At 61.3% G+C, this 19369-nt stretch carries 13 protein-coding genes; 4 read left to right on the top strand and 9 right to left on the bottom strand.

Translation table 11 applies throughout. The annotated features are described in order from the left end of the window. Nucleotides 1-6: 6 nt before the first annotated feature. From VFU66_RS09670 to VFU66_RS09680, 3 genes are read right to left on the bottom strand one after another with little or no spacing between them, the layout of a single operon-like run. Entirely contained in the window at nucleotides 7-660 is a 654-nt protein-coding gene (locus VFU66_RS09670; protein WP_326446038.1) for a hypothetical protein, read from the bottom strand. Then, on the bottom strand, nucleotides 657-5576 hold the full coding sequence (locus VFU66_RS09675; RefSeq protein WP_326446039.1) for an FG-GAP-like repeat-containing protein: 4920 nt from the start codon (nucleotides 5574-5576) through the stop codon (nucleotides 657-659). The genes VFU66_RS09670 and VFU66_RS09675 overlap by 4 nt, the downstream gene beginning before the upstream one ends. Then, the gene (locus tag VFU66_RS09680; protein ID WP_326446040.1) at nucleotides 5573-6526 is read right to left on the bottom strand and encodes a YncE family protein; all 954 of its coding nucleotides are present in this window, start codon (nucleotides 6524-6526) and stop codon (nucleotides 5573-5575) included. The genes VFU66_RS09675 and VFU66_RS09680 overlap by 4 nt, the downstream gene beginning before the upstream one ends. A 444-nt stretch (nucleotides 6527-6970) precedes the next feature. Here VFU66_RS09680 and VFU66_RS09685 point away from each other — a divergent pair, with 444 nt between their 5' ends. Continuing rightward, entirely contained in the window at nucleotides 6971-9310 is a 2340-nt protein-coding gene (locus VFU66_RS09685) for a glycoside hydrolase family 31 protein (protein WP_414649404.1), read from the top strand. 105 nt (nucleotides 9311-9415) lie between these two features. On the opposite strand, the gene VFU66_RS09690 is transcribed toward VFU66_RS09685, so the two are convergent. Beyond that, nucleotides 9416-11557, bottom strand: coding sequence for a polysaccharide lyase family protein (locus tag VFU66_RS09690; protein ID WP_326446042.1), 2142 nt, complete (start codon nucleotides 11555-11557; stop codon nucleotides 9416-9418). Between the two features lie 59 nt (nucleotides 11558-11616). Here VFU66_RS09690 and VFU66_RS09695 point away from each other — a divergent pair, with 59 nt between their 5' ends. Then, nucleotides 11617-11967, top strand: a complete 351-nt coding sequence (locus VFU66_RS09695) for an outer membrane beta-barrel protein (RefSeq protein ID WP_524536965.1) — start codon at nucleotides 11617-11619, stop codon at nucleotides 11965-11967. Between the two features lie 298 nt (nucleotides 11968-12265). On the opposite strand, the gene VFU66_RS09700 is transcribed toward VFU66_RS09695, so the two are convergent. Further along, a complete protein-coding gene (locus VFU66_RS09700) occupies nucleotides 12266-12436 on the bottom strand; it encodes a hypothetical protein (RefSeq protein WP_326446044.1) in 171 nt (56 codons plus the stop codon). Nucleotides 12437-12711: 275 nt separating this feature from the next. Here VFU66_RS09700 and VFU66_RS09705 point away from each other — a divergent pair, with 275 nt between their 5' ends. Then, a complete protein-coding gene (locus tag VFU66_RS09705) occupies nucleotides 12712-13467 on the top strand; it encodes a TIGR00266 family protein (protein WP_326446045.1) in 756 nt (251 codons plus the stop codon). A gap of 16 nt (nucleotides 13468-13483) precedes the next feature. Here the strand turns inward: VFU66_RS09705 and VFU66_RS09710 are convergent, their stop codons facing one another. Continuing rightward, the gene (locus VFU66_RS09710) at nucleotides 13484-14248 is read right to left on the bottom strand and encodes a bestrophin-like domain (protein ID WP_326446046.1); all 765 of its coding nucleotides are present in this window, start codon (nucleotides 14246-14248) and stop codon (nucleotides 13484-13486) included. A 110-nt stretch (nucleotides 14249-14358) separates the two neighbouring features. On the opposite strand from VFU66_RS09710, the gene VFU66_RS09715 reads away from it, so the two are divergent. Beyond that, nucleotides 14359-15147: an ABC transporter ATP-binding protein gene (locus VFU66_RS09715; RefSeq protein ID WP_326446047.1), complete on the top strand. Its 789-nt coding sequence runs from the start codon at nucleotides 14359-14361 to the stop codon at nucleotides 15145-15147. Here VFU66_RS09715 and VFU66_RS09720 read toward each other — a convergent pair whose 3' ends face one another. The 3 genes from VFU66_RS09720 to VFU66_RS09730 all read right to left on the bottom strand — a co-directional run bounded on the left by VFU66_RS09720 (nucleotide 15148) and on the right by VFU66_RS09730 (nucleotide 19298). Then, nucleotides 15148-16500 carry a glucoamylase family protein gene (locus VFU66_RS09720; protein WP_326446048.1) on the bottom strand — a complete coding sequence of 451 codons (1353 nt, stop codon included), beginning with the start codon at nucleotides 16498-16500 and terminating at the stop codon, nucleotides 15148-15150. It abuts the gene before it with no gap. A 54-nt stretch (nucleotides 16501-16554) separates the two neighbouring features. Continuing rightward, entirely contained in the window at nucleotides 16555-17649 is a 1095-nt protein-coding gene (locus tag VFU66_RS09725) for a LacI family DNA-binding transcriptional regulator (RefSeq protein WP_326446049.1), read from the bottom strand. A 131-nt stretch (nucleotides 17650-17780) separates the two neighbouring features. Beyond that, entirely contained in the window at nucleotides 17781-19298 is a 1518-nt protein-coding gene (locus VFU66_RS09730; protein ID WP_326446050.1) for a GH39 family glycosyl hydrolase, read from the bottom strand. Nucleotides 19299-19369: the final 71 nt, after the last annotated feature.

Consider the following 19369-nt stretch of genomic DNA (forward strand, 5'->3'; position numbering starts at 1 on the left):
CGAGAGCTATCTGCGGCCAGTCTGCGCGGCGCCTGTCGGCGCACTGACACCGCCTGTGCCCGGTTGAATGGTTGTGGTGCCCGGGCCGGAGTTGGCGTTAGCGGCGCTCCAGCCGATCACTGCGCCGATGGCCGCAACGACCCCGACGAAGGCGATGTTGCCCGCAGTCACCAGGGCGCGATGCGGCTTGACGATTTTGCTGACCGGGACACTCGGCTCAATATTCTGTTGATGAATGACGGTCTCGGCTGTGACTGCGCCCATCGTTGCCGTTACGCTGATGGTGAATGATCCTGCGTGTGCATTGGGAGTGAGGCCCTTGGCCACCGCCTTGCCCACCGCGTCGGTCGTGGTCTGGAAGGTCGTCAAGCCATTGCTAAACGTTGCGCCAGCATCGCCCTGTCCGTGGATAGTGAACAGGACGAGCGCGCCAGCGACGGGTTTGTGGTTCTGGTCTTCCACCTGCACAATCGGCTCGCGCGCGGTGCGTTCGCTGATGTTGTTGAGCGAGCCTTCGCCGTCGAGGATGGTAATCCGCAACTGCATGGGAGGAGCATTCTGCGCGCGGACGATTGCGGTCTGTGCGGTGAGCAGCACGATCACGAGCAACCAGGCCCATCGCTCGTACAGATTTGTTGTATTGACCCGGTGTAGGTTCATTGCACTACCTCCTGCTCGGACTTGCCTTGAGAGTTTTCAAGTGTGACGGTGACGGACCCGATGCTGGCCGCGTCGTTGTTGAGCGTGAACGACTGGAAGTACGTAAACGCGCTTCCGTACTGGTTCGATGCCGCTGAAGTGAACCAGCCGGTGAACAGAGTCCCGACCGGCACGGTGAAGTTCGATAGGCCGAGTTTGGATCCTGTCGCCGGAGTGAAGTCAAAGTATGCATTGGTCATGTCGCGGGACGTGGAGTAGCCCGTGACGTAGATCGTGATCGTGGTTCCGTTGCGGACGATGTGCTGAGCAGTGATGACGGGCGAGCTCTTCGGAACGCTGATGACGACGGGCGCGATGTTGGAGGGCGTTACGTTGACTCCGCTGGCGGTGAGCGTCAGCGTGACGGTGATGTTGCCTGCAACCGTGCCCGACTGAATCTGCACGGCAGGCGTAGTGCTGCTGTTGGCGGGCAGCGTGAAGTTGAACGTGCGACCGCCGGTTGCGAACTGGATGGACGGGTCGTCCGGCTCACCCTGGCTTGGTGCAAACGTCAGCGTCATGGTTCCGGCGAGCGCAATGGGATACGGCTGCGAAAGCTGGAAGGTCAGCGCGGGTTGCGTTGCGGGAGGAGACGTCGGCGGCCCGCTGAAGACGACCGACGGGCTGGGCAGAACGGTAAAGGGAGCTGCCGCCGATAGCGATCCGGAGGCCGGGTCGAATGCGGTGATCTGCGCCGTCTGGGCCGAGGATAGATTGGCGGCAGGAATTGTCGCGCTCAGTTGCGTGGCGCTGGTGAACGTTGTTTGCAACGCGGCTCCGCTGAAGCGCAGCACGGTGGTCGCGGTGAAGTTTGCTCCGGTTGCTGTGATCGTGGTCGAGCCGCTCTGGGCTACGGCCAGTGCGGGCTTGAGCGAGGTGAGCACGACGTCGGGAACGACCGTCAGGGTGGCCGCGCTCGTCAACAGGTCCTGATCGAGCACCTGAATCTGGATGGCCGTTGGCTGCACGAGCAGTGCCGCGGGAACTGTTGCGGTGAGTTGCGATGCGCTGACGTAAATGGTGGCGAGTTGCGCACCGTTGGCTAGCACGAGAGCATACGGGCTGAAGTTTGCGCCGTTGACGGTGATCGTCAGGCCGTTGGTTCCCGCGGCTATCTCCAGCGGCAGAATGCCGGTGAGCGTGGGCGGCTGCGCGTTGATGTTGACGCTGTTCGATGTGCTGCCTGCGTAGTTCGATCCCGCACCCGGCACGTAGGTGGCTGCCACGGGATGGATGCCGGTGCCGATGATGGAAATATTTGCGAGCGCCGCCGTGCTCTGCGTGCCGCCGGTGAGCGTAGTGAACTCGTTGACGGACGGGTCGAGCATTACGATGTCCGGCATGTTGTCGCCGTTGAGGTCGGCCACTGAGACGGCCCCCGGCGCACCGCCCGCGTTGTAGGTTGCAGGCGTCTGGAAGGTTCCGTCGCCTTTGCCCAGCAGCACGCTGGTGGTGTGGTTGCCGAGCCCGGCGTTGCTGGTGACGATGTCGGCGTGCCCGTCCTGATTGAAGTCCGCACTGGCGATGGACGAGGCAACCGTTGCAACGGGGACAGTGGCAGGCGCATTGAACGTGCCGTCGCCTTTGCCCAGCGCGATGGTGACGGACGTGGAGTTTGCCAGCGCCACGTCGAGCTTGCCGTCGCCGTTGAGGTCGGCTGTGGTGATGGCGGAGCCGCTGGCTGCTGAGGCGATCTGCGGTTGGAAGGTGCCATCGCCTCGGCCCAGCAGTATCTCGACATTGGAGCCGGTGGAGACGGCGAGGTCCTGGTTGCCGTCGCCGTTGAAGTCGCCTGCGGTCATGTCTTCCCCGCTGCCTGTACCGTAGTTCTGCGGGTATAAGAAATTGCCGGTGCCATCGTTCATCAGAACGGTGACGAGGTTCTGCCCGTTGTTTTGCACGACGGCCAGATCGGGAACGCCGTCGCCGTTGAAGTCCGCCGCGACCAGGCCGACGGGAACGCTGGGCGAGGGAATTTGCAACGTCGTGGAATAGCCCTGGTCAGCGAAGAGAACGACGACCGATCCTGTGGCGGAATCGATAGCCGCAACGTCGGTGTCTCCGCCCTGATCGAAGTCGCCGAGGGCGATGGATTGAAGGCTCGTGCCCACGGTATGCACCTCAGGCGAGCTGTAGGTGCCGTCCGGCTGTCCCCAGAAGATGTCGATATTTCCATGATCCGTGGCGATAATGTCGAGATTGCCGTCACCATCCAGATCAGTGACCGCGATGTGGCTGGCGGTAACGCCGGTGGGGAGCTGGTTCAAGCGGAAGCTGCTGCCTGCCGCGGTTGGCGTGACCGAGCCGAGCGTCGCGGCGGTGGCGAGGTCGTTGAAGTTCACCGTGCCTGCGGGCGTCTGCGTGCCCGAGCCGAGGACCACCGCCGTCAGGTCGCTGTTGGCCGGGTTCGTCGCGTTCTGCACCGCAGTCAGCGTGGTGTAGGAGGGAAGCGTTCCCGTCACGGTCAGGGTCTGCGGGGCAGACGAACTGGCCGTGTAGCCGCCCGTGCCATCGTAGTTGGCCGTGATGACGTGAACTCCCGGAGGAAAGGCGCGCGTAATGGCTGCATTGCTGGTGGTGTATCCAGGGCCGGGATACTGCCCTGCGATCTGCGCGTGCCCGATGACGCCACCGTTGGAATCGACGAAGGTGACGCGCCCCGGAACCAGCGGCTCGATGGTCGTCACGGTCGCGGTCAGTGTCACCATCTGACTGGTGGTGGCGGTTGGCGTCGAGAGGGCGAGCGTTGTGGTCGTCGAGGAGGGAGTGCTGATGATCAGAAACGAGTTGACAAAGCTGAACGTGTAGTTGGCTGAGGCGAGCGTGCCTTGCGTGATAGTGATGTTGTAGACGCCAGATGGTGGGTTCGATGGCGCATTGGTCGTCAGCGAGGGCTGGCCGGTGGTGGAGTTCACCTGCGAATCGTTGGGGAACATAAAGCCGGTCATCGTGTAAGTCAGCAGCGGCGGATTGGTCTGGTCCGTATATCGCTCCAGTTGATTCGCCCGGACGGTGAGGATGGCCTTGGCCACTGTAAACGACTGCTGCACAGGAGCGGCAGCGGTATAGGCCGCGTTGCCCGCCTGGTCTGCCTGCACGACGATGGTTCCCGCTCCGTTGATGTGCACTGTGTTACCCACAATCGTGCCCGGACCGCTGACGATGCTGTAGGTCACGGGCAATCCCGAGCTGGCAGTTGCGTTCAGCGTCTCGGGCGCGGCGCCGTAGGTGGTGTTCGAGATGGCGGGGAAAGTGATGGTCTGCGACTGCACGATGTAGCCTTGCCCGTAGAGGTTGAGCGAGTGCGGGCTTCCGTCGGAGGTGTCCGTGAAAGAGACCAGCCCCAGCCGCTCGCCCGTGGCCACCGGCGTAAAGGTTGCCTGCAATGTGCAGGATGCGTGTACCGCGAGAACATTGTTCGTCAGGCAGGTGCCACCGGTGATCGTGTAGTCGCCATTGCCGGTAATACTGTAGCCGGTCGCGGTGCTGGGCAGCGTGTCCGCTGCTGTTCCCAGGTTGGTGAAGATGAAGGTCTCGACCACGCTTTGGCCGACGATGGTGTTTGGGAAGGCCATGGCTCCCTGCGGCCCGGCCTTTTCAACCTGATCGCCTGCGCCGAGATAGAGGTTGCCCGAGGTATCGAGAGCCAGTCCAACCAGATTGCCCGAGCCGTTATTTCCAGTGTCCTCGATGGCCGAGCACGGCGTCGAGGTGCAGCCGGAGCCGCCGCCTGCGACGGTGGTGATAGTTCCTGTGGTGTCGATTTTACGGATGCGCTGGTTGAGGCTGTCGGAGATATAGAGATTGCCTGCCTGATCCAGCTCCACACGCTCAGGTCCATTGAACTCAGCCGCAGTTGCGGGGCTGTTGTCGCCGCTTGATCCCGACGCGCCCGTTCCGGCGATGGTATTGATGATGTGCTTGAGAAAGATGCCGCCACCGCTTTTGCTTACCTCGCGTATTCGGTTGTTGTTCGTGTCCGCGATGTACAGATTCCCTGTGGAATCGACGGTGATTCCGAATGGTCCATTCAATGTTGCCTGAGTCGCCAGGCACCCATCGCCAATCGAGTCCGTCTGCCCAGAGCATCCGGTGCCGCCGCCGACGAAGGTTGTAATGGTGCCAGTGGTGTCCACCATGCGCACGACGTTTGCGGCGAGGTCAACGATAAACACATCGCCCGCTGCGTCCGTTGCCAGTCCGGTCGGCTCTTCCATCGACGCGCTGGTCGCGGGGCCGTTATCACCGGTATAGGCATTGGTGCCGTTTCCGGCAAACAGCGTAATGATGCCGCTGGTGTTCACCTTGCGCACACGCGGCGTAATGTTGCCGACGAATCCGTACTCCGCGATGTAAGCATTGCCGCTGGCATCAAATGCAATGGCGGAAGGTCCGTTCAATACTGCCTGCGTGGCAAGGCACCCGTCGCCGATGGCGTCCGTCTGTCCGGGACAGCCGGTGCCGCCTCCGGCAAAGGTGAAGATGTTGCCGTTTGAGTGGACAATGCGCACCACGTTGTTCGGGTAGTCCACCATGTAGGCGTTCCCTGTTGTATCGGTGGTCACGTCATACACCGTCTGGAGATTGGCGTAGAGCGACGCCTGGCAGCCGTCGCCCTGGGCAAGCGGCTTGACTCCACCTTTGCGTATCTGGGCCTGCACATGCCCTCCTCGCAGATAACTGACCGGCGACGGGCACGTGCCAGAGCCGGCCGCAAACACGGAGAGGCTGCCGGGGGTGATCTGCAGGACCGCCTGCGCGTCGGCTGTGTTCGAGACGCCAAACAGCAGCGCGACCAGCAGCGCGGCCGGCAACGTAAAGGCAAGCGGCATCAACTTTCCCTGTTTCCGAATCTGACCGAGGCCTGTGCGCGTCATTGCCCGCCCTCCGCTTTCGTTTGCCCAGGCAGGGCGGGAACGAACAGCACGCGAGGCGCTGCGCCGCCTGCATCGACGATCCAGCCGGTTGCTGTGCCTGCCTCGGTCAGCCGGAATGCTGCGCCGCTCAGGGTGGCGACGGTGGTTGGCGAACAGCCGCACTTTGCCGTTGCCGGTTGCGTCTGACCGCTCAGGTCAATCCGTGTCACCATGCCCGCCGCGTTTGCCACCAGCGCCCAGCGACCGTCCGCGCTTACATCCAGACCCACAGGCTGCGCGAGCTTTGCGCCGTTCACTGCCGCTGCCGACGGCTCAGTGTTCACACGTGTGAGTTGCGTCATCGCTCCGCTGGCAGCATCGGCCACCAGTGCACGGTCTGTGCGGGGTACGAACGCCATGCCTCCCACGGCGCCCACCGTCAACGCGCGTACCGCGCTCGCGCCCATCGGCACGGCAAGCACCGCGGTCCCGCCGCTGCTCACGCCGGCTGCCAGCAGAGCGGTGCCATCGTCGCCCACCGCCGCTGAGGAAATATGCATTCCCTGTGCGTCCATGGTGTGAAACGCGGGCTGCTGTGGCAGACCGCTGATGAGCTGCGGCGCCGTTCCTGTATTTGCATACGCAACGGCGTAGCTGCCTGAGGCGCTGATGGCCACGCCGCTCCACGGTCCCGTCGAGATCTGTTGCGGAACGCCGCCCGCGAGCGTCGCCAGATAGAGCGCGCCTTTCGCGTCGAGCAGCAGGGCGTAGTCGTGGCTGTCCGCTGCCACCGCCAGCGCAAAACCGTCGCCCGTGTTGGCCGAGGCGTCCACGTGCGCAGCGCCCGGAACGCCGTCAATCTGCCGCAGCGTGCCGGCCTTCGAGTCCCACGCGAAGCCGAGCACCGGAGCCGATACGACGAGCGGTTGGGCCAGCCCGCCACCGCCACCCACCGAAGGTGTACTGGCCACATGCGTTCCGCACCCTGCGGTGCACGCCAGCGCGAATGCTGTTAAAAGGCACAATCCGCCCTGCATACACGACCCATTCCATCGAGAACCATGCATCGTAATCACACGCTTTCTAACACTTGGGGCCTGGGGAAGACAGAACAAAAATCCTACATCGCGCGAAGCCCGAACTCAAGCAGTTTTTGCCGCCGCGCAGTGTCCCCGCGCAGCCGCTATCTTGCCGATGACGAGCATTTTACTGGTATCGGGCATGGGAGATGTGATTAAACTAAAACGATTCACTTTATAGCTTTACGCGGACCGCAGCCGTCCGTTCCACGAATCGCCCGAAGGAGAGGTCCGATCAAGATGCAGTCCTTGCCGAGCCATGTGCCCAGTGTTACCGTCCAGAAAATTCAGCAGCAGTCGTCTTGCATCGTTCGCCTGATGCTCTGCCTCGCGGCGATGACGATGCTCGCAGCAGCTCCCTCGCATGCGCAGAACAATCAGAACGCGGTTGTCCTCACGCGCCAGAACGCGACCGTCATGCTCGAGCCCTATGCGCCGAACATCCTCCGCGTCACGCTCAGCCTGAACAAGGCAGACGCGACCTCGGCCCCCGGCTACGGCATTACGGCGCAGCCTTCTGCAACAGGCTGGACGCACGAAAGCAGCGACCAGGGCGACACCTACCGCTCCTCGCGCATCGTCGTCACCGTCGGCGCAAGCCACCAGTGGACGCCCACCGGCACTGCCGCCGACATTGCCAGGTTCTTTTCAGGTTCCACGCCAGGCGTCGGCATCTCGTTCAAGACGCCCGAGGGCAAAGATCTGCTCAACATGCAGGGCTGGCAGATGTCTGTGCCCAACCACAAGGACGGCAACGCCGGTGTGCTCTACGACCGCCGACCCACCGACGATCCGTTCTTTGAAGTGGGCGCGTCGTTCTCTTCGCCCAAGGACGAGCACTACTACGGCCTCGGACAAAACCAGCAGGGCTTTCTCGATCGTCGCAATCACGTGATCCGTTGCGAGCACGACTACAACGCGCCCTCCGGCCAGAGCGTCTGCGTTCCCTTCGTCGTCACCAACTATGGCTACGGCCTGCTATGGGACAACCCCTCCAAAACCACCGTCGCCTTCGGCTTCAACGATCAGACGCGCTGGACCTCGCAGGTCGGCCAGCGCGTTTCGTTCTTCGTCATCGCGGGTAAGACCTACGACGAAATCTACGAAGGCTACCGTCTGCTCACGGGCAGCGTGCCCATGCTGCCCAAATCGGCCTACGGCTACATCCAGTGCAAGCAGCGATATAGCTCGCAGGAGGAGCTGCTCGATGTGGCAAAGGGCTACCGCGACCGCCATCTGCCCGCCGACGTGCTTGTCGTCGATTGGTTCTACTACACGAAGATGGGACAGATGGACATGGACCCGGCGAAGTGGCCTGATCCCGTCGCCATGAACAGGCAGCTTCACGAGATGGGCTTCCACACCATGATCAGCGTGTGGCCGCGCTTTGTCCCCGGCTCGCGCTACTACGACACGTTGCTGCATAATGGCTGGTTCATGCATCTGGCCGACGGCACACCCACTAACGGCCTGCCCTACGACCGCGCCGGCTCCGACATCGACACGACCAACCCCGCAGCCGCGAAGTGGTACTGGGATACCATCCGCGACAACATCCTCTCCAAAGGTTTCGACGCGCTCTGGGCCGACGAGACCGAGCCCGACCTGCCTCCTAACGGCAGTTACTTCCACATCGGCCCCGGCACCGAGTACTTCAACGTCTATCCGCTCTTCCACACCGCCGCGCTCTACAACGGATACCGCCACGACCTCAAGACGCGCGCCCTCGTCCTTGCGCGCGACGCCTACACCGGCGCGCAGCACAATGGAGCCATCTTCTGGTCGTCCGACATCTCGCCCAACTGGGACACGCTTAAGCGCCAGGTGCCCACCGGCATCAACTTTGTCGCCTCCGGAATGCCGTACTGGAGCACCGACATCGGAGGCTGGCAGTATCTGCCCGGCTATCACAAGCCCGAACACACGCCGCTGCTCGACCCCTCCGACGCGCGCGACAACGTCGGCCATTACGACGACTATCCCGAACTCTACGTCCGTTGGTTCGAGTATGGAACCTTCCAGCCCAACTTCCGCTCGCACGGCAGCCGCAAACACAACGAGGTCTGGTCTTACGGTAAGCAGGCAGAGCCGATCCTCGAAAAGTTTCTCCGCCTGCGCTACCAGCTCATGCCGTACATCTACACGCTGGGCTACGACGCACACCAGACCGGTGCGCCCTTCATGCGCGGCCTCTTCATGGATTTTCCGAATGACCCAAACGTAGCCAACATCGGAGACGAGTATATGTTCGGCCCCGCGCTGCTCGTCGCTCCGGTCACCGACCAGGGTGCAACCTCACGCTCGATCTACTTGCCGGCAGGTGCCGACTGGTACAACTACTGGACCAACGAGCGCGTCCACGGCGGCCAGCGCATCACCGTCGCCGCGCCCATCGACACCATCCCGCTCTTTGTTCGCGCGGGATCGATCCTGCCGCTGGGCACGCCGGTCGAAAGCACGAACGACAAGCAGAGCATCGCCGAACTCCGCGTCTACAGCGGCTCCGACGGCGACGCCACCATCTATCAAGATGACGGGTCCACCTACGACTACGAACAGGGCAAGTTCGAACTTACCCATCTTCACTGGAACGACGAGACCGGCAAACTCACCACCACCGGCCCCAGGCCCTGGACGAAATCAGACAGCGAGATCGTCCACGTCATCGGCAGATAAATACAAAAGGAACGACCGCGGATGATACGGATCAGCGCGGATTTTAATCCGTGTCATCCGCGCACTCCGCGGTCGTCCTTAATCAGTGCGACCGGTGTTAAGACTTCACTGGTTCGCAACCGCATCGTTCGCCGGTTCGTAAGTGCTCCCGTAGACGAACTCATAGTCGTTCCAGCCCGTGACCGTGTGGTCGGCCGAGGTATTGGTAATCTCCGCGCGCTGCGCGTCGTACATGATGCCCTGCGTGCGTCCTACGTGGAAGGTGATGATGTTGTCCTGCCCCGGAGGATTGAGCATACTCGTATCCCACTGCAACACAACCCACTGCGTCGTACCCGAAAACCCGCTGCGCACGCCCGCATCGGAGTTCTTCAGGTTGAAGCCGTGCCACGTCAGCGGATGCCCGTTCAGCGAGAAGGTCGGGCTATCCTCCGTTGCGGCCAGCGCGAGGGAGAGAACAAAATATTGTCCCTGCGCCTGCTGGTCGGCCGTGGTGGTGAAGTGGACCTGCCAGTCGGGAATCGTTGCTGTCGCGCAGTTGCCAACGTAGGTCGGGCAGATGTATTTGTAGCCGTCCGTCGTGGCGTCTGCGGGGTTGTAGACGCCCGCATACAGCTTCGGATTGAAGCTGTGCCACTGGTTGTAGTTCCACTTCGTCACATCATTGGTCGCGGGAGTCGTGCCGACCGGTGTGGCGTAGTAAACCACCGCGCCGCTGTTGGCTGCAAAGTCTGCCCAGTAGTTCCAGTTACCCCAGAACTCGCGGTCATCCTGGACGGAGTTGCCCAGCCGTGCCGTGTACGAGTCCGTATAGTTGCCGTCCAGATCAACCGGGTTGGCAATCTGTCCGTGCAGGAATTCGTGCGAGGAGCGGTCTGCCGTGCCAATCGTCCAGATGGGTGCATCCGTTCCGAAGTGTTCGTCAACAAAGTTTGCCGAAGTATTCGTTGTCTGGTTGGCGCTGACGACGACGTTGTCCTGCCGCAGTTCTCCCCACTTGCCCAGCGCGTACACCGAAAGCCGATACGTGCCCGGCGCGACGCCGTGGAAATTGGCGATGCCGCCCGGATTCACGTTCATCCAGTACTCGTTGCCTGCGTGTGAATACTGCATGTTGGTCTGGTTGTCGCTCAGCACGGCCCATGCCTGATTCAAAGCAAGCCCCTTCGCGCTCTTCAGTGCGGCATGAACCTCGCCGCGACCGGTCGAAGGCACATAGCCATTGCTCAGCAACTGGGCCTCGCCATCGTAAGCCGGAGCGATTGCCGCTGAGGCTGCCAGCGCCTCCTGATAAAGCGATGCAGCCGTCGGAGTCGTTGTGCTGAATGCGTTGAAGTGCAGATAGAACGGTCCATACAGGCGGTGCATCACCGCATCCTGCGGCACGCTGAAGTTCATCTGGTTGTCCAGATGGTTGGAGTACGCTTCCATAATCAGCAGATTTCCGGTGAAGATCAGGTCCTGCTTCGTTGGCCCTCCTGTCAGCGACTCCGAACTCGGCACTACCATCCATGCGGCCATCGAGTTGCCGTAGACGCCTTCGGCCTTGTGCAGATACTCGTAGCTCGAATAGTCATACTTGGTATAAAACCCGCGCCGGAAGCCAGCAGGAAGCGGCAGCCCATGCAGGTCGCTCGTCGCATCCTGCACGTTGCGCCCCGAGGTGATGCCGGTGCCGAACAGAACAGAATCGGGCATCGGGACGGTCGTCGCGCCCAGGTTGTTGAGCCCCGTGTTCACCGAATAGGTATTCGTGAACTGGCTCAGGTCGCTGCGCAGCACCCACTGGATCTGCCCAATGCCGCCTGCAATGTCTCCCGGGCCGTGGTCGAGCACGAAATAGATATGGATGCCCGGGTCGCCCGCGAAGAGAATATCGTGCTGCGACCAGGTGAAGGCGTTGGTCGCGCCGGCAGGGAATTGGACCCACCAATCGATGTATTTTCCGTTCGGATCGAGAAAATAGCCGTTAGTCGGAGTTCCACTGCCGGGGCCGACATTGTCCATATAGAAGCCCTTGGGGCCGTTATGGTCTTTGTTGGTCTGGTCGATGATCTGCTCGTTCGGAAATGCCGACCAATGCATGCCGAAGATGCGCCCGTTGCCTGGCAGCCAATCCACCGAAACGACGCCGTTCGATACCTTCCAGTCCTTCGCATTGCTGGTGTCGATGGTGATCTGCGCCCGTGCTGATGCAGCCGTTTGCAACAGCACAAATGCCATTGCCCAGAGAAGTAGCTTGTTCATGGGAAGTGCCTCCAGAGAAAGAGAGCGGTGGTCTGACCGCAGTTTGAGGTACGGGCGAAATGCTAGACCACAACATAACGACAGTCAATACAGAAATTATTTCCAATAGACATCATCGCGATGTCCGCCTTACTGGAGACGGAGAAGTGCTTCCCGGCGTCACCGTGCAGGCAACTTACGTTGGCAACCTGATCATCCGGGAAGTTCCCGGCATCAACATCAATGCAGTGCCTCCCGGCGTCGCGGGCGAGCCGCTGAATAAGTCGCTAGGCATCTCGGCGGGCATTACGTCGGAGATTCCCCTTGGCACAGGCCACTACAACGCGCTCCAGATTCAGACGAAACGCCGCTTCTCGAACGGCGGAAGCGTGGGCGCCAACTACACCTGGTCGCGCTCCGGGCTTCTTTAACCTCACCAACACGCCTTCGTTCAGCAACCCGAGCGCGAACGTCTCGTCGGTGACGCAGACCTCGCTCAACGGCTTCGGCATCATCTCGGGAACGTCCAATAACAACCGCCAGCTCACCTTGTCGGCCAAGGTCAGCTTCTAACTGGGTGCAAATGTCACCCTTTTGCATTTCCATTCCGTAGCGAAGCGAAGGAATCTGCTTCTGCTTTTATCGTCAACGAACGAACCTCCGGATGCCCAATCCTTCGCGGTTTTATCGCGAAGGGTGGGAATGCACACACTCTTTCCACCGACTACGTCAGTCGTCATCCTTGTCTTCGTCCAGTTGCTCGCCTTGACGACCCTTGTAGTAAGCACCTGAGTCCGGATGATTGCCGGATATGTCATTAATGAATTGATCGAACACGCCTTTGCTGCGGTCGCTTAAACCCTCTTCGTATTCATCACGATCATGTTTGGAAACCGACATAGCTGCTCCTTTCCGACTGCCGGGGAGCCATCATACATCCGTCTCGACTCGTCTCAGCGAATGAAGTGCAACGATTTCCACACCTCGACCGCTTGACACGGCTGCTACCATTAAGTCAGAAGAGAAAGAGGCCCGGGCACCGTCCGGGCCTTTTACTTTGGCCATGAACGTGCGCGGGTAGTCCGGACCTAAATCCTTTGTTTGAAGGACTTTGGATACTTTAATACGGGAGGGGTATACTTCCCCAGTCACGGCAAGCAGCACAGGGAGCAGCCATGCAGAATCGCATTCTCGGCACGACCATGCCCGTCCTCGAGTTCGCCCTCGATCCCAACGATGCCATCATCTCCGAGGCAGGCGAACTCTCCTGGATGTCCGCCAACGTCCAGATGACAACCCACACCCAGCACGGCGGCGGCGGCGGCATCTTCGGCGCCATCAAGCGCGTTGCGGGGGGCGGCTCGCTCTTTATGACCGAGTACCGCGCCGTCGGGGGTGTCGGCGAGGTCGCCTTTGCGACGCGCGTCCCCGGCCACATCGTCCCGGTCGAGGTCACGCAGGGGATGCCGTACATGGTCCATCGCCACGGATTCCTCTGCGCCACGTCTGCCATCGAACTCGGCGTCGGCTTCCAGCAGTCGCTCGGCGCAGGCATCTTCGGCGGCGACGGCTTCCTGTTGCAGAAGATCTCCGGGCAGGGAATCGCCTGGCTCGAACTCTCGGGTGAGCTGGTCATCAAAGACCTCGCGCCCAATCAGACCATCCTCGTCCACCCCGGCCACGTCGGCGCGTTTCAGGGCAGCGTCGCCTTCCAGATTCAGCGCGTGCCTGGCATCCGCAACATGATCTTCGGAGGAGACGGCATCTTCCTCGCCGCGCTTACCGGCCCGGGCCGCGTCTGGCTGCAGACGCTGCCCATCTCCAAACTCGCGCACCAGATTCAGGAGTACCTGCCCAAGGAGCGCGCGGTCGAGACCACGGAGGCCGGCGCACTCGGCGGCATCATCGGCTCCGTGCTCAAAGGAATGTAGACAGGAGGGCTGGCCGTTACGGCTCGCCCTGCATGTTGATCTGCGCGCGCGTGAACGCTGAGTCGTCGACATGCACGGAGCCCTGGAAGGGCCGGTCGATGTCCGCAATCGCAACCAGCACCAGCGCAATCAGGAACGCGAACGAAAACACCTGAATGCCGTGGATGAGTGCATTCTCCTGCCCGAAGAGGCACGCGGAGAAGATGGTCAGCACGCCGCCGATCAGCAACACGCACCACAGCACGCTGGGCAGCCGTGACGTGACCTCCAGTTGCCGAACCTGTCGGTGCTCGGTCAGCGTGCTCAGTTCATAGAGCGCGTGGTCTTCCGCGGTGATCTCGGTCCACGAAGGCGACTGGATCGACATCAGCGTCTGCCACATCTTCCTGCTGATCTGGTTGCTCTCCGGATTGATCTGGCCCCGCGCCATCGCCGGCCAACCTCGTTCGATCACCGAGTCCGCATATTCAACCGCAAGCTCGCGCATCTGTGCCCGCTGAACGTCGGGCAGGCCGCGGGCGAGACGGTGAATGTTCACCAGAGCATTCGCCTCCGCCTCGGAGTTCACGCTCGCAGCGCCAAAGTTGGTCCACACGGTGTAGAGCATGAAGCCCAGGATCACCGCGTAAGTCGTGCCCAATACGCCCAGATGCCAGCCGATGAGGTCGTTGTGAGCCTTCCGTTTCTCGTACGGCCAGAAACGGTTCAGCAGCACCATCGTCGCCAGCGAGCAGGCAACCGTTACAAGAATGAGGAGCACATCTGCAAGCACACCAAGCATCGCGGAGCATCCTGTCGGATCTGGATGGAAGGAACGACAAAACTCTAACACCTTTTGTCCCGGCAGGTTGCATCGGTTTCTGGGCGCGAGCATCTATCCTAGAAAACAACATGCCATCCTTTCTCGAACTGACCCATGTGAATGTGGCCCGCGGCGACAATGTTGTCCTGCATGACGTCAACCTCACCGTCAACACAGGCGAGCACATCGCCATCCTCGGCCCCAACGGCTGCGGAAAGTCCACGCTGATTAAGACCATCACCTGCGAGTGCTATCCGCTGGTTGCGATCGAAGGCGAGCCCGAGACGAAGGTCAGCATCTTCGGCCGCCAGCGATGGGACCTGACCGAGCTGAAGAAGCGCCTCGGCGTCGTCTCGACCGAGTTGCCTGGCCGACCCACGCTCACGACGACGGGACGCGACGCGGTGCTGACCGGATTCTTCTCCAGCAGCACGCTCTGGCCGAACCTGACCGTGACGGACGCCATGCGCGAGCGCGCCGACCAGGTGATGCAGCAGATCGACGCCGTACCGCTGGCCGCGAAGCTGGTTGGTGAGATGTCCGCCGGTCAGCAGCGCCGCATCATGATTGGCCGCGCGCTGGTTGCGTCGTCGCAGATGCTTTTGCTCGACGAGCCCTCGAACGCGCTCGACCTCGCCGCGCAGGTTGAGCTGCGCCATCTGCTTCGCAAGCTCGCGCAGCAGGGAACCGGCATTCTGCTGATCACTCACCACATCGCCGATATTCTGCCCGAGATCGACCGCATCCTGATGATGAAGGACGGACGCATCATCGCCGACGGCCCGAAGACGGAGTTGCTGACGGCCGCGCGCCTCAGCGACCTCTTCAGAACCAACGTCGAGATCACCGAACGCGACGGCTTTTATCACGCCTGGTAATCAGACCGCAATGAAGCCGCAGCGTTGCATCGCGGCCTGCGCTTCAGGGTTCTGCATGAAGATGCTCCATACTTTGCCCGAGCGCAGGTTCTCCGCCATGATGACGCTGATGCCCTGATCGATGCCGAGCACGTCGGTGTCGTACCAGGGCAGACGCGGATTGAAGGCATCCACGAAGCCGTAGCGGCTCCACGCCTTGTCTGCGTACTTCGCCTTCATCGCCATCAGTACATGCAGACAGTCCTTCGGCAGGAAGGGAAGAGACCCCGCCGCAGCCGCGGGGACAACAGTGCCGTCAATCGGTCCACGCGCGGGCGGACCACCCCACGCGGTGTAGCCGTGTCCCGCGCCATCTCTGCCGATCCAGTCCGAGGCTGTGATGCCCCAGTAATCTTCGCTGTAGTAGTTCGGCATGGACAGGCAGAATCGCTTGTGCGCCAGCGTTGCGATGACTGAGTTGGCGAAATAGTCGGCATAGGCGTCGCGCTTGTGACGGAAGTCGTACCAGGCTTGCGAGTACTGGTGTGTGAAGAGGGGCGCGGCGTTGCTGATGTAATGAAGACCTTCGTAGTCCACCTGCGGCCGCGCGAAGGCGTCCCAGCAGTTCGGATCGATGGGATGCGTTGGAGAGCCGATGGCCAGCAGGTACATCATCATCTCTTCGGAGTAGGTGTCCCAGCGATGCGTCTCGAAGCCCTGGTCTCTGCGCCAGGCCATGGCGAAGGTCTTGCCGCCGTTGAGCATCCACGGCCAATCCACTCGCTCGTAGATTTTGTTGGCGAGGTCGTGGATCTCCGCGTCCTTGAAGTACGCGCGACAGGTGAGAATGCCGCAGAGCAGCAGTGACGTGTCGATGGGCGACAGCTCGGTACGGTTGGCGGGTACGCCGGTGTCGATGTCGGAGAAGTGGTAGAAGAAGCCGTGATTGTGCGGCAGCTTTTCCCAGTGGAAGCGCATGGTGGTGCGCACGCGCTTGAGGATTTCGTTGTGCGGAAGATAGTGCCGCCAATCGGCGATGCAGAGCGCAGTCAGGCCAAAGCCAGTTGCTGCGATGCTGGCGAGGCGCCGGGTCTCCGGGCCAGCGGCGTGGGCACGGTCGAGCACCTGGCCGGAGATGGCACTGCCGTGCTCCCAGAAGAACGAACAGCCTCGCCGTTCGAGCTGGTCGAGGAATGCTTCTTCTTCAGGGCGGAGTTTGTAGGCGACTCCAGGATCTATAGTCTGCGGTTCGATGCTGAAGGCACGCAGTGGCGAAGAGTACGTTGCTGCGAGCACGCTGCCGGTGAGTGTCTGTAGAAATAGTCTGCGGTTCACGCTGTTGGTTGCGTGGTCGAAGTCGAGGTGTCTGTCCATGGGCATCTCTTGATTCAGTTAGATGATCTGCCGGTACACGTTGCAGGAGGCTCGTCAGCGGGTTGTGCGCAGGAGGACAGGTTCGGTTGCTTTGCGCAGGCCTGCGGCGCGGGCGGTGGTCTGCCGTTCGATGAAGGTAGGCAGAATGAGCGTTGGCCGGTTCTGCTGTCGCGCTTCTTCGCTGCGAATCCGCTCCAGCAGCATGGTTGCCGCTACGCGCCCCATTTCCTGCAAGGGTTGGCGCACGGTTGTCAGTGGAGGATTGTTGGTGGCGGCGCTCGGAATGTCGTCGAAGCCGACGACGGAGACATCGGACGGGACGTGGATTCCGGCTTCGCGCAGTGCGACGATTGCGCCCATGGCTGAGAGGTCGTTGAAGGCGAAAATTGCAGTGAAGGGCTGGCCGCTTTCGAGCAGGCGGACAGCAGCTACTCTGCCGGGATCGTGGCCCAGCGCCGTGCCTTCAAGCTGCACGGTGAGGCGCGGGTTGATGGCGATGCCGAGATCGTCGGCAACCTTGCAGATGGCGCGCCAGCGAGCGCGCGTGTCGGAGCTGAAGCTCTGGCCTTTGATGAAGGCGATTTTGGTGTGGCCAAGGCGATGCAGGTGTTCGAGCGCGTAGCGTGCGGCGAGTAGATGGTCCAATTCGATATTGACGGTGAAGCGTCCGTGGAGATGGCCTGAGACGGCGACGACAGGCACAGGGAGGTTTCCGTCGATGGCCGAGTCTACGGCGATGATGCCTTCGACGGCGCGTGAGAGGAGCAGGGAAGGGTATTCGCGCAGCAGCTCAGCGCGGTGACGGTGGCTGACGACGAAGTAGAAGTAGCCGCCCAGCAGCAGCACGTCTTCGATGCCGCCGAGCACGGAGGTCGAGTAGCCGTCGCTGATCTCGGGCACGATGACGCCGACGGTCTGGCTGCGTTTGTTGCGCAGGCCGCGCGCGAAATGGTTGGCCTTGTAGTTCACCTTCGCTGCGGCGGCAAGGACACGCGCCTTCGTATCGGCTGAGATACGGTAAGCCTCGGCCGAGTTATTCATGACTCGGGAGACGGTTGTCTGTGAGAGGCCCAGATGCAGGGCGAGATCCTTCAGGCTGGATCTGGGAGATGGTTCGTGAACTGGCGTATCGGGATTCTCGATGGTCATGCTGTCTCGCTTATCGAAGGAAGATGCTTTGCGTGGACTGAGAATGAAAGACGGAGTTGCCACCATATGAGGGCCCGATGGTCCTCAATCATTTTAGCTGTACCCCGTCGGAGTGGAGATGCACTGCGTTTTTATTGTTTGGGTTGGGCATCCGCCGGGAGGTGAAGAAGATAGAGTGCATTGGCGCCCAGGGTGAGTGTGATCGCGCCGCCGATGAGTTTTTTCTGCTCGGGTGGGCCGAAGGCGGTGTCATGGTTTAGTTCTTCGACTTGCTTTGCCGTTGGGCTGTCGGGGCTGCCCATCGCTTTGTAGAAGGGCATGACGTTGCCGTGTGTCTCGTCTACGCGCTCAATGGAGACTGCGGCATCGTCTGGAACGCCAGAGACATGCAGCGAGATTGTTTTGTTGTGCGGTGTGTCGCCGGGATCGACCAGGTTCCAGAGCGCGATGGAGAGCGAGCCGTTCGGCAAGCGGGTGACGAGCGTGTTGCGCGAACTGTTGGCGAGCCGCTCGTTGCCTAGTTTGTGGAGCAGGGCGAAATCGTAAAAGGCGGGTTTGTTAATGCCGCCCATGGCGCGCAGACCGAAGTGCTGAAACGGTGCGTGCGCGGGACCGCCTTCTTCAAAGACTTCAGAGAAGGTCCAGAAAGACATGTAATCTACCTCGCCGTCGCACTCGCGGATAACGTTGGCTACGGCAGGGCCGACGTATGGCGTCTCTCTCGCATTGTCTTTCGCTGTGACGTTCCACTCGGTCCAGAGCAGCGGCAGATGAGGCAGAGGCGATTCGTCGATTTGTTTTCGCACCTTGGCCACAACCGCGCCCATACGGTCTTCGGTCGGGATGGCTTCATCGGTACCGAGCAGCCGCTTCACCGGCTCGTCGGCGTAGGCGTGAGTGGAGACGAAATCGACCGGCACGTGGTTCTCGGCGGCGAATTGCAGGAAGTCGGGAATCCATGCGGCTGCGGCGGTCGCCGGGCCCCCGACTCGCAGGCGAGGGCTGACGGACTTCAGATCACGCGCCGTGTGGGCATAGAGGTTGAAGTATGACTCCTTGCGCGGGATGCCGCCCCAGAAGTCGATGTTCGGTTCGTTCCACACCTCGAAATACCACTTCGATACTTCATCGATTCCGTAGCGATCGACGAGGTGCTGCGCGAGGTGGCGCATGAGGTCGTCCCACCTCTCCATGCTTTTGGGCGGTGAGACGTTGGGTTTGTACCAGAAGGGATGCAGGTCGTCGGGGTTGAAGGCGAGTTTTTTGGGCATGAAGCTGATCTCGACTACGGGCCGGACGCCGTTGGCGAGCAGGCCGTCGTAGACCTGGTCGATGTAGTCGAAGTTGTAGACGGGGTTGCCGTGTTCGTCTTCGTTGTAGACGCCGAGTTCGTCGTGCAGGATGGCATGGAAGCGGACGTACTGGAAGTCGGTCACGTTCTTTACGGCGCGAAGGTCGTTGCGGTAGCTCTCGCGGAGTGTCAGGATGGCACGGCCGGAGCCGAACATCTCCTCCCAGAAGTGAGGGAAGGGAGTCGCGGGCGCGCTGACGTCGATGGTGATCTGTTCTGTTTGAGCCTGTGCGTAGAGGATGCCGGCGGGGAGAAGGATTGCTGCGGCGAAGAGGATAGCCCTCGCGAAGATTTTCATCGTTTTCGTGGCCTGGATTTGTCGGTGAAATCGGTCAAGAGAATCTTGTCTGGCTGAAAGAGGGCGCACCG

This window comes from Edaphobacter sp., from assembly GCF_035763405.1.
GTDB lineage: Bacteria > Acidobacteriota > Terriglobia > Terriglobales > Acidobacteriaceae > Edaphobacter.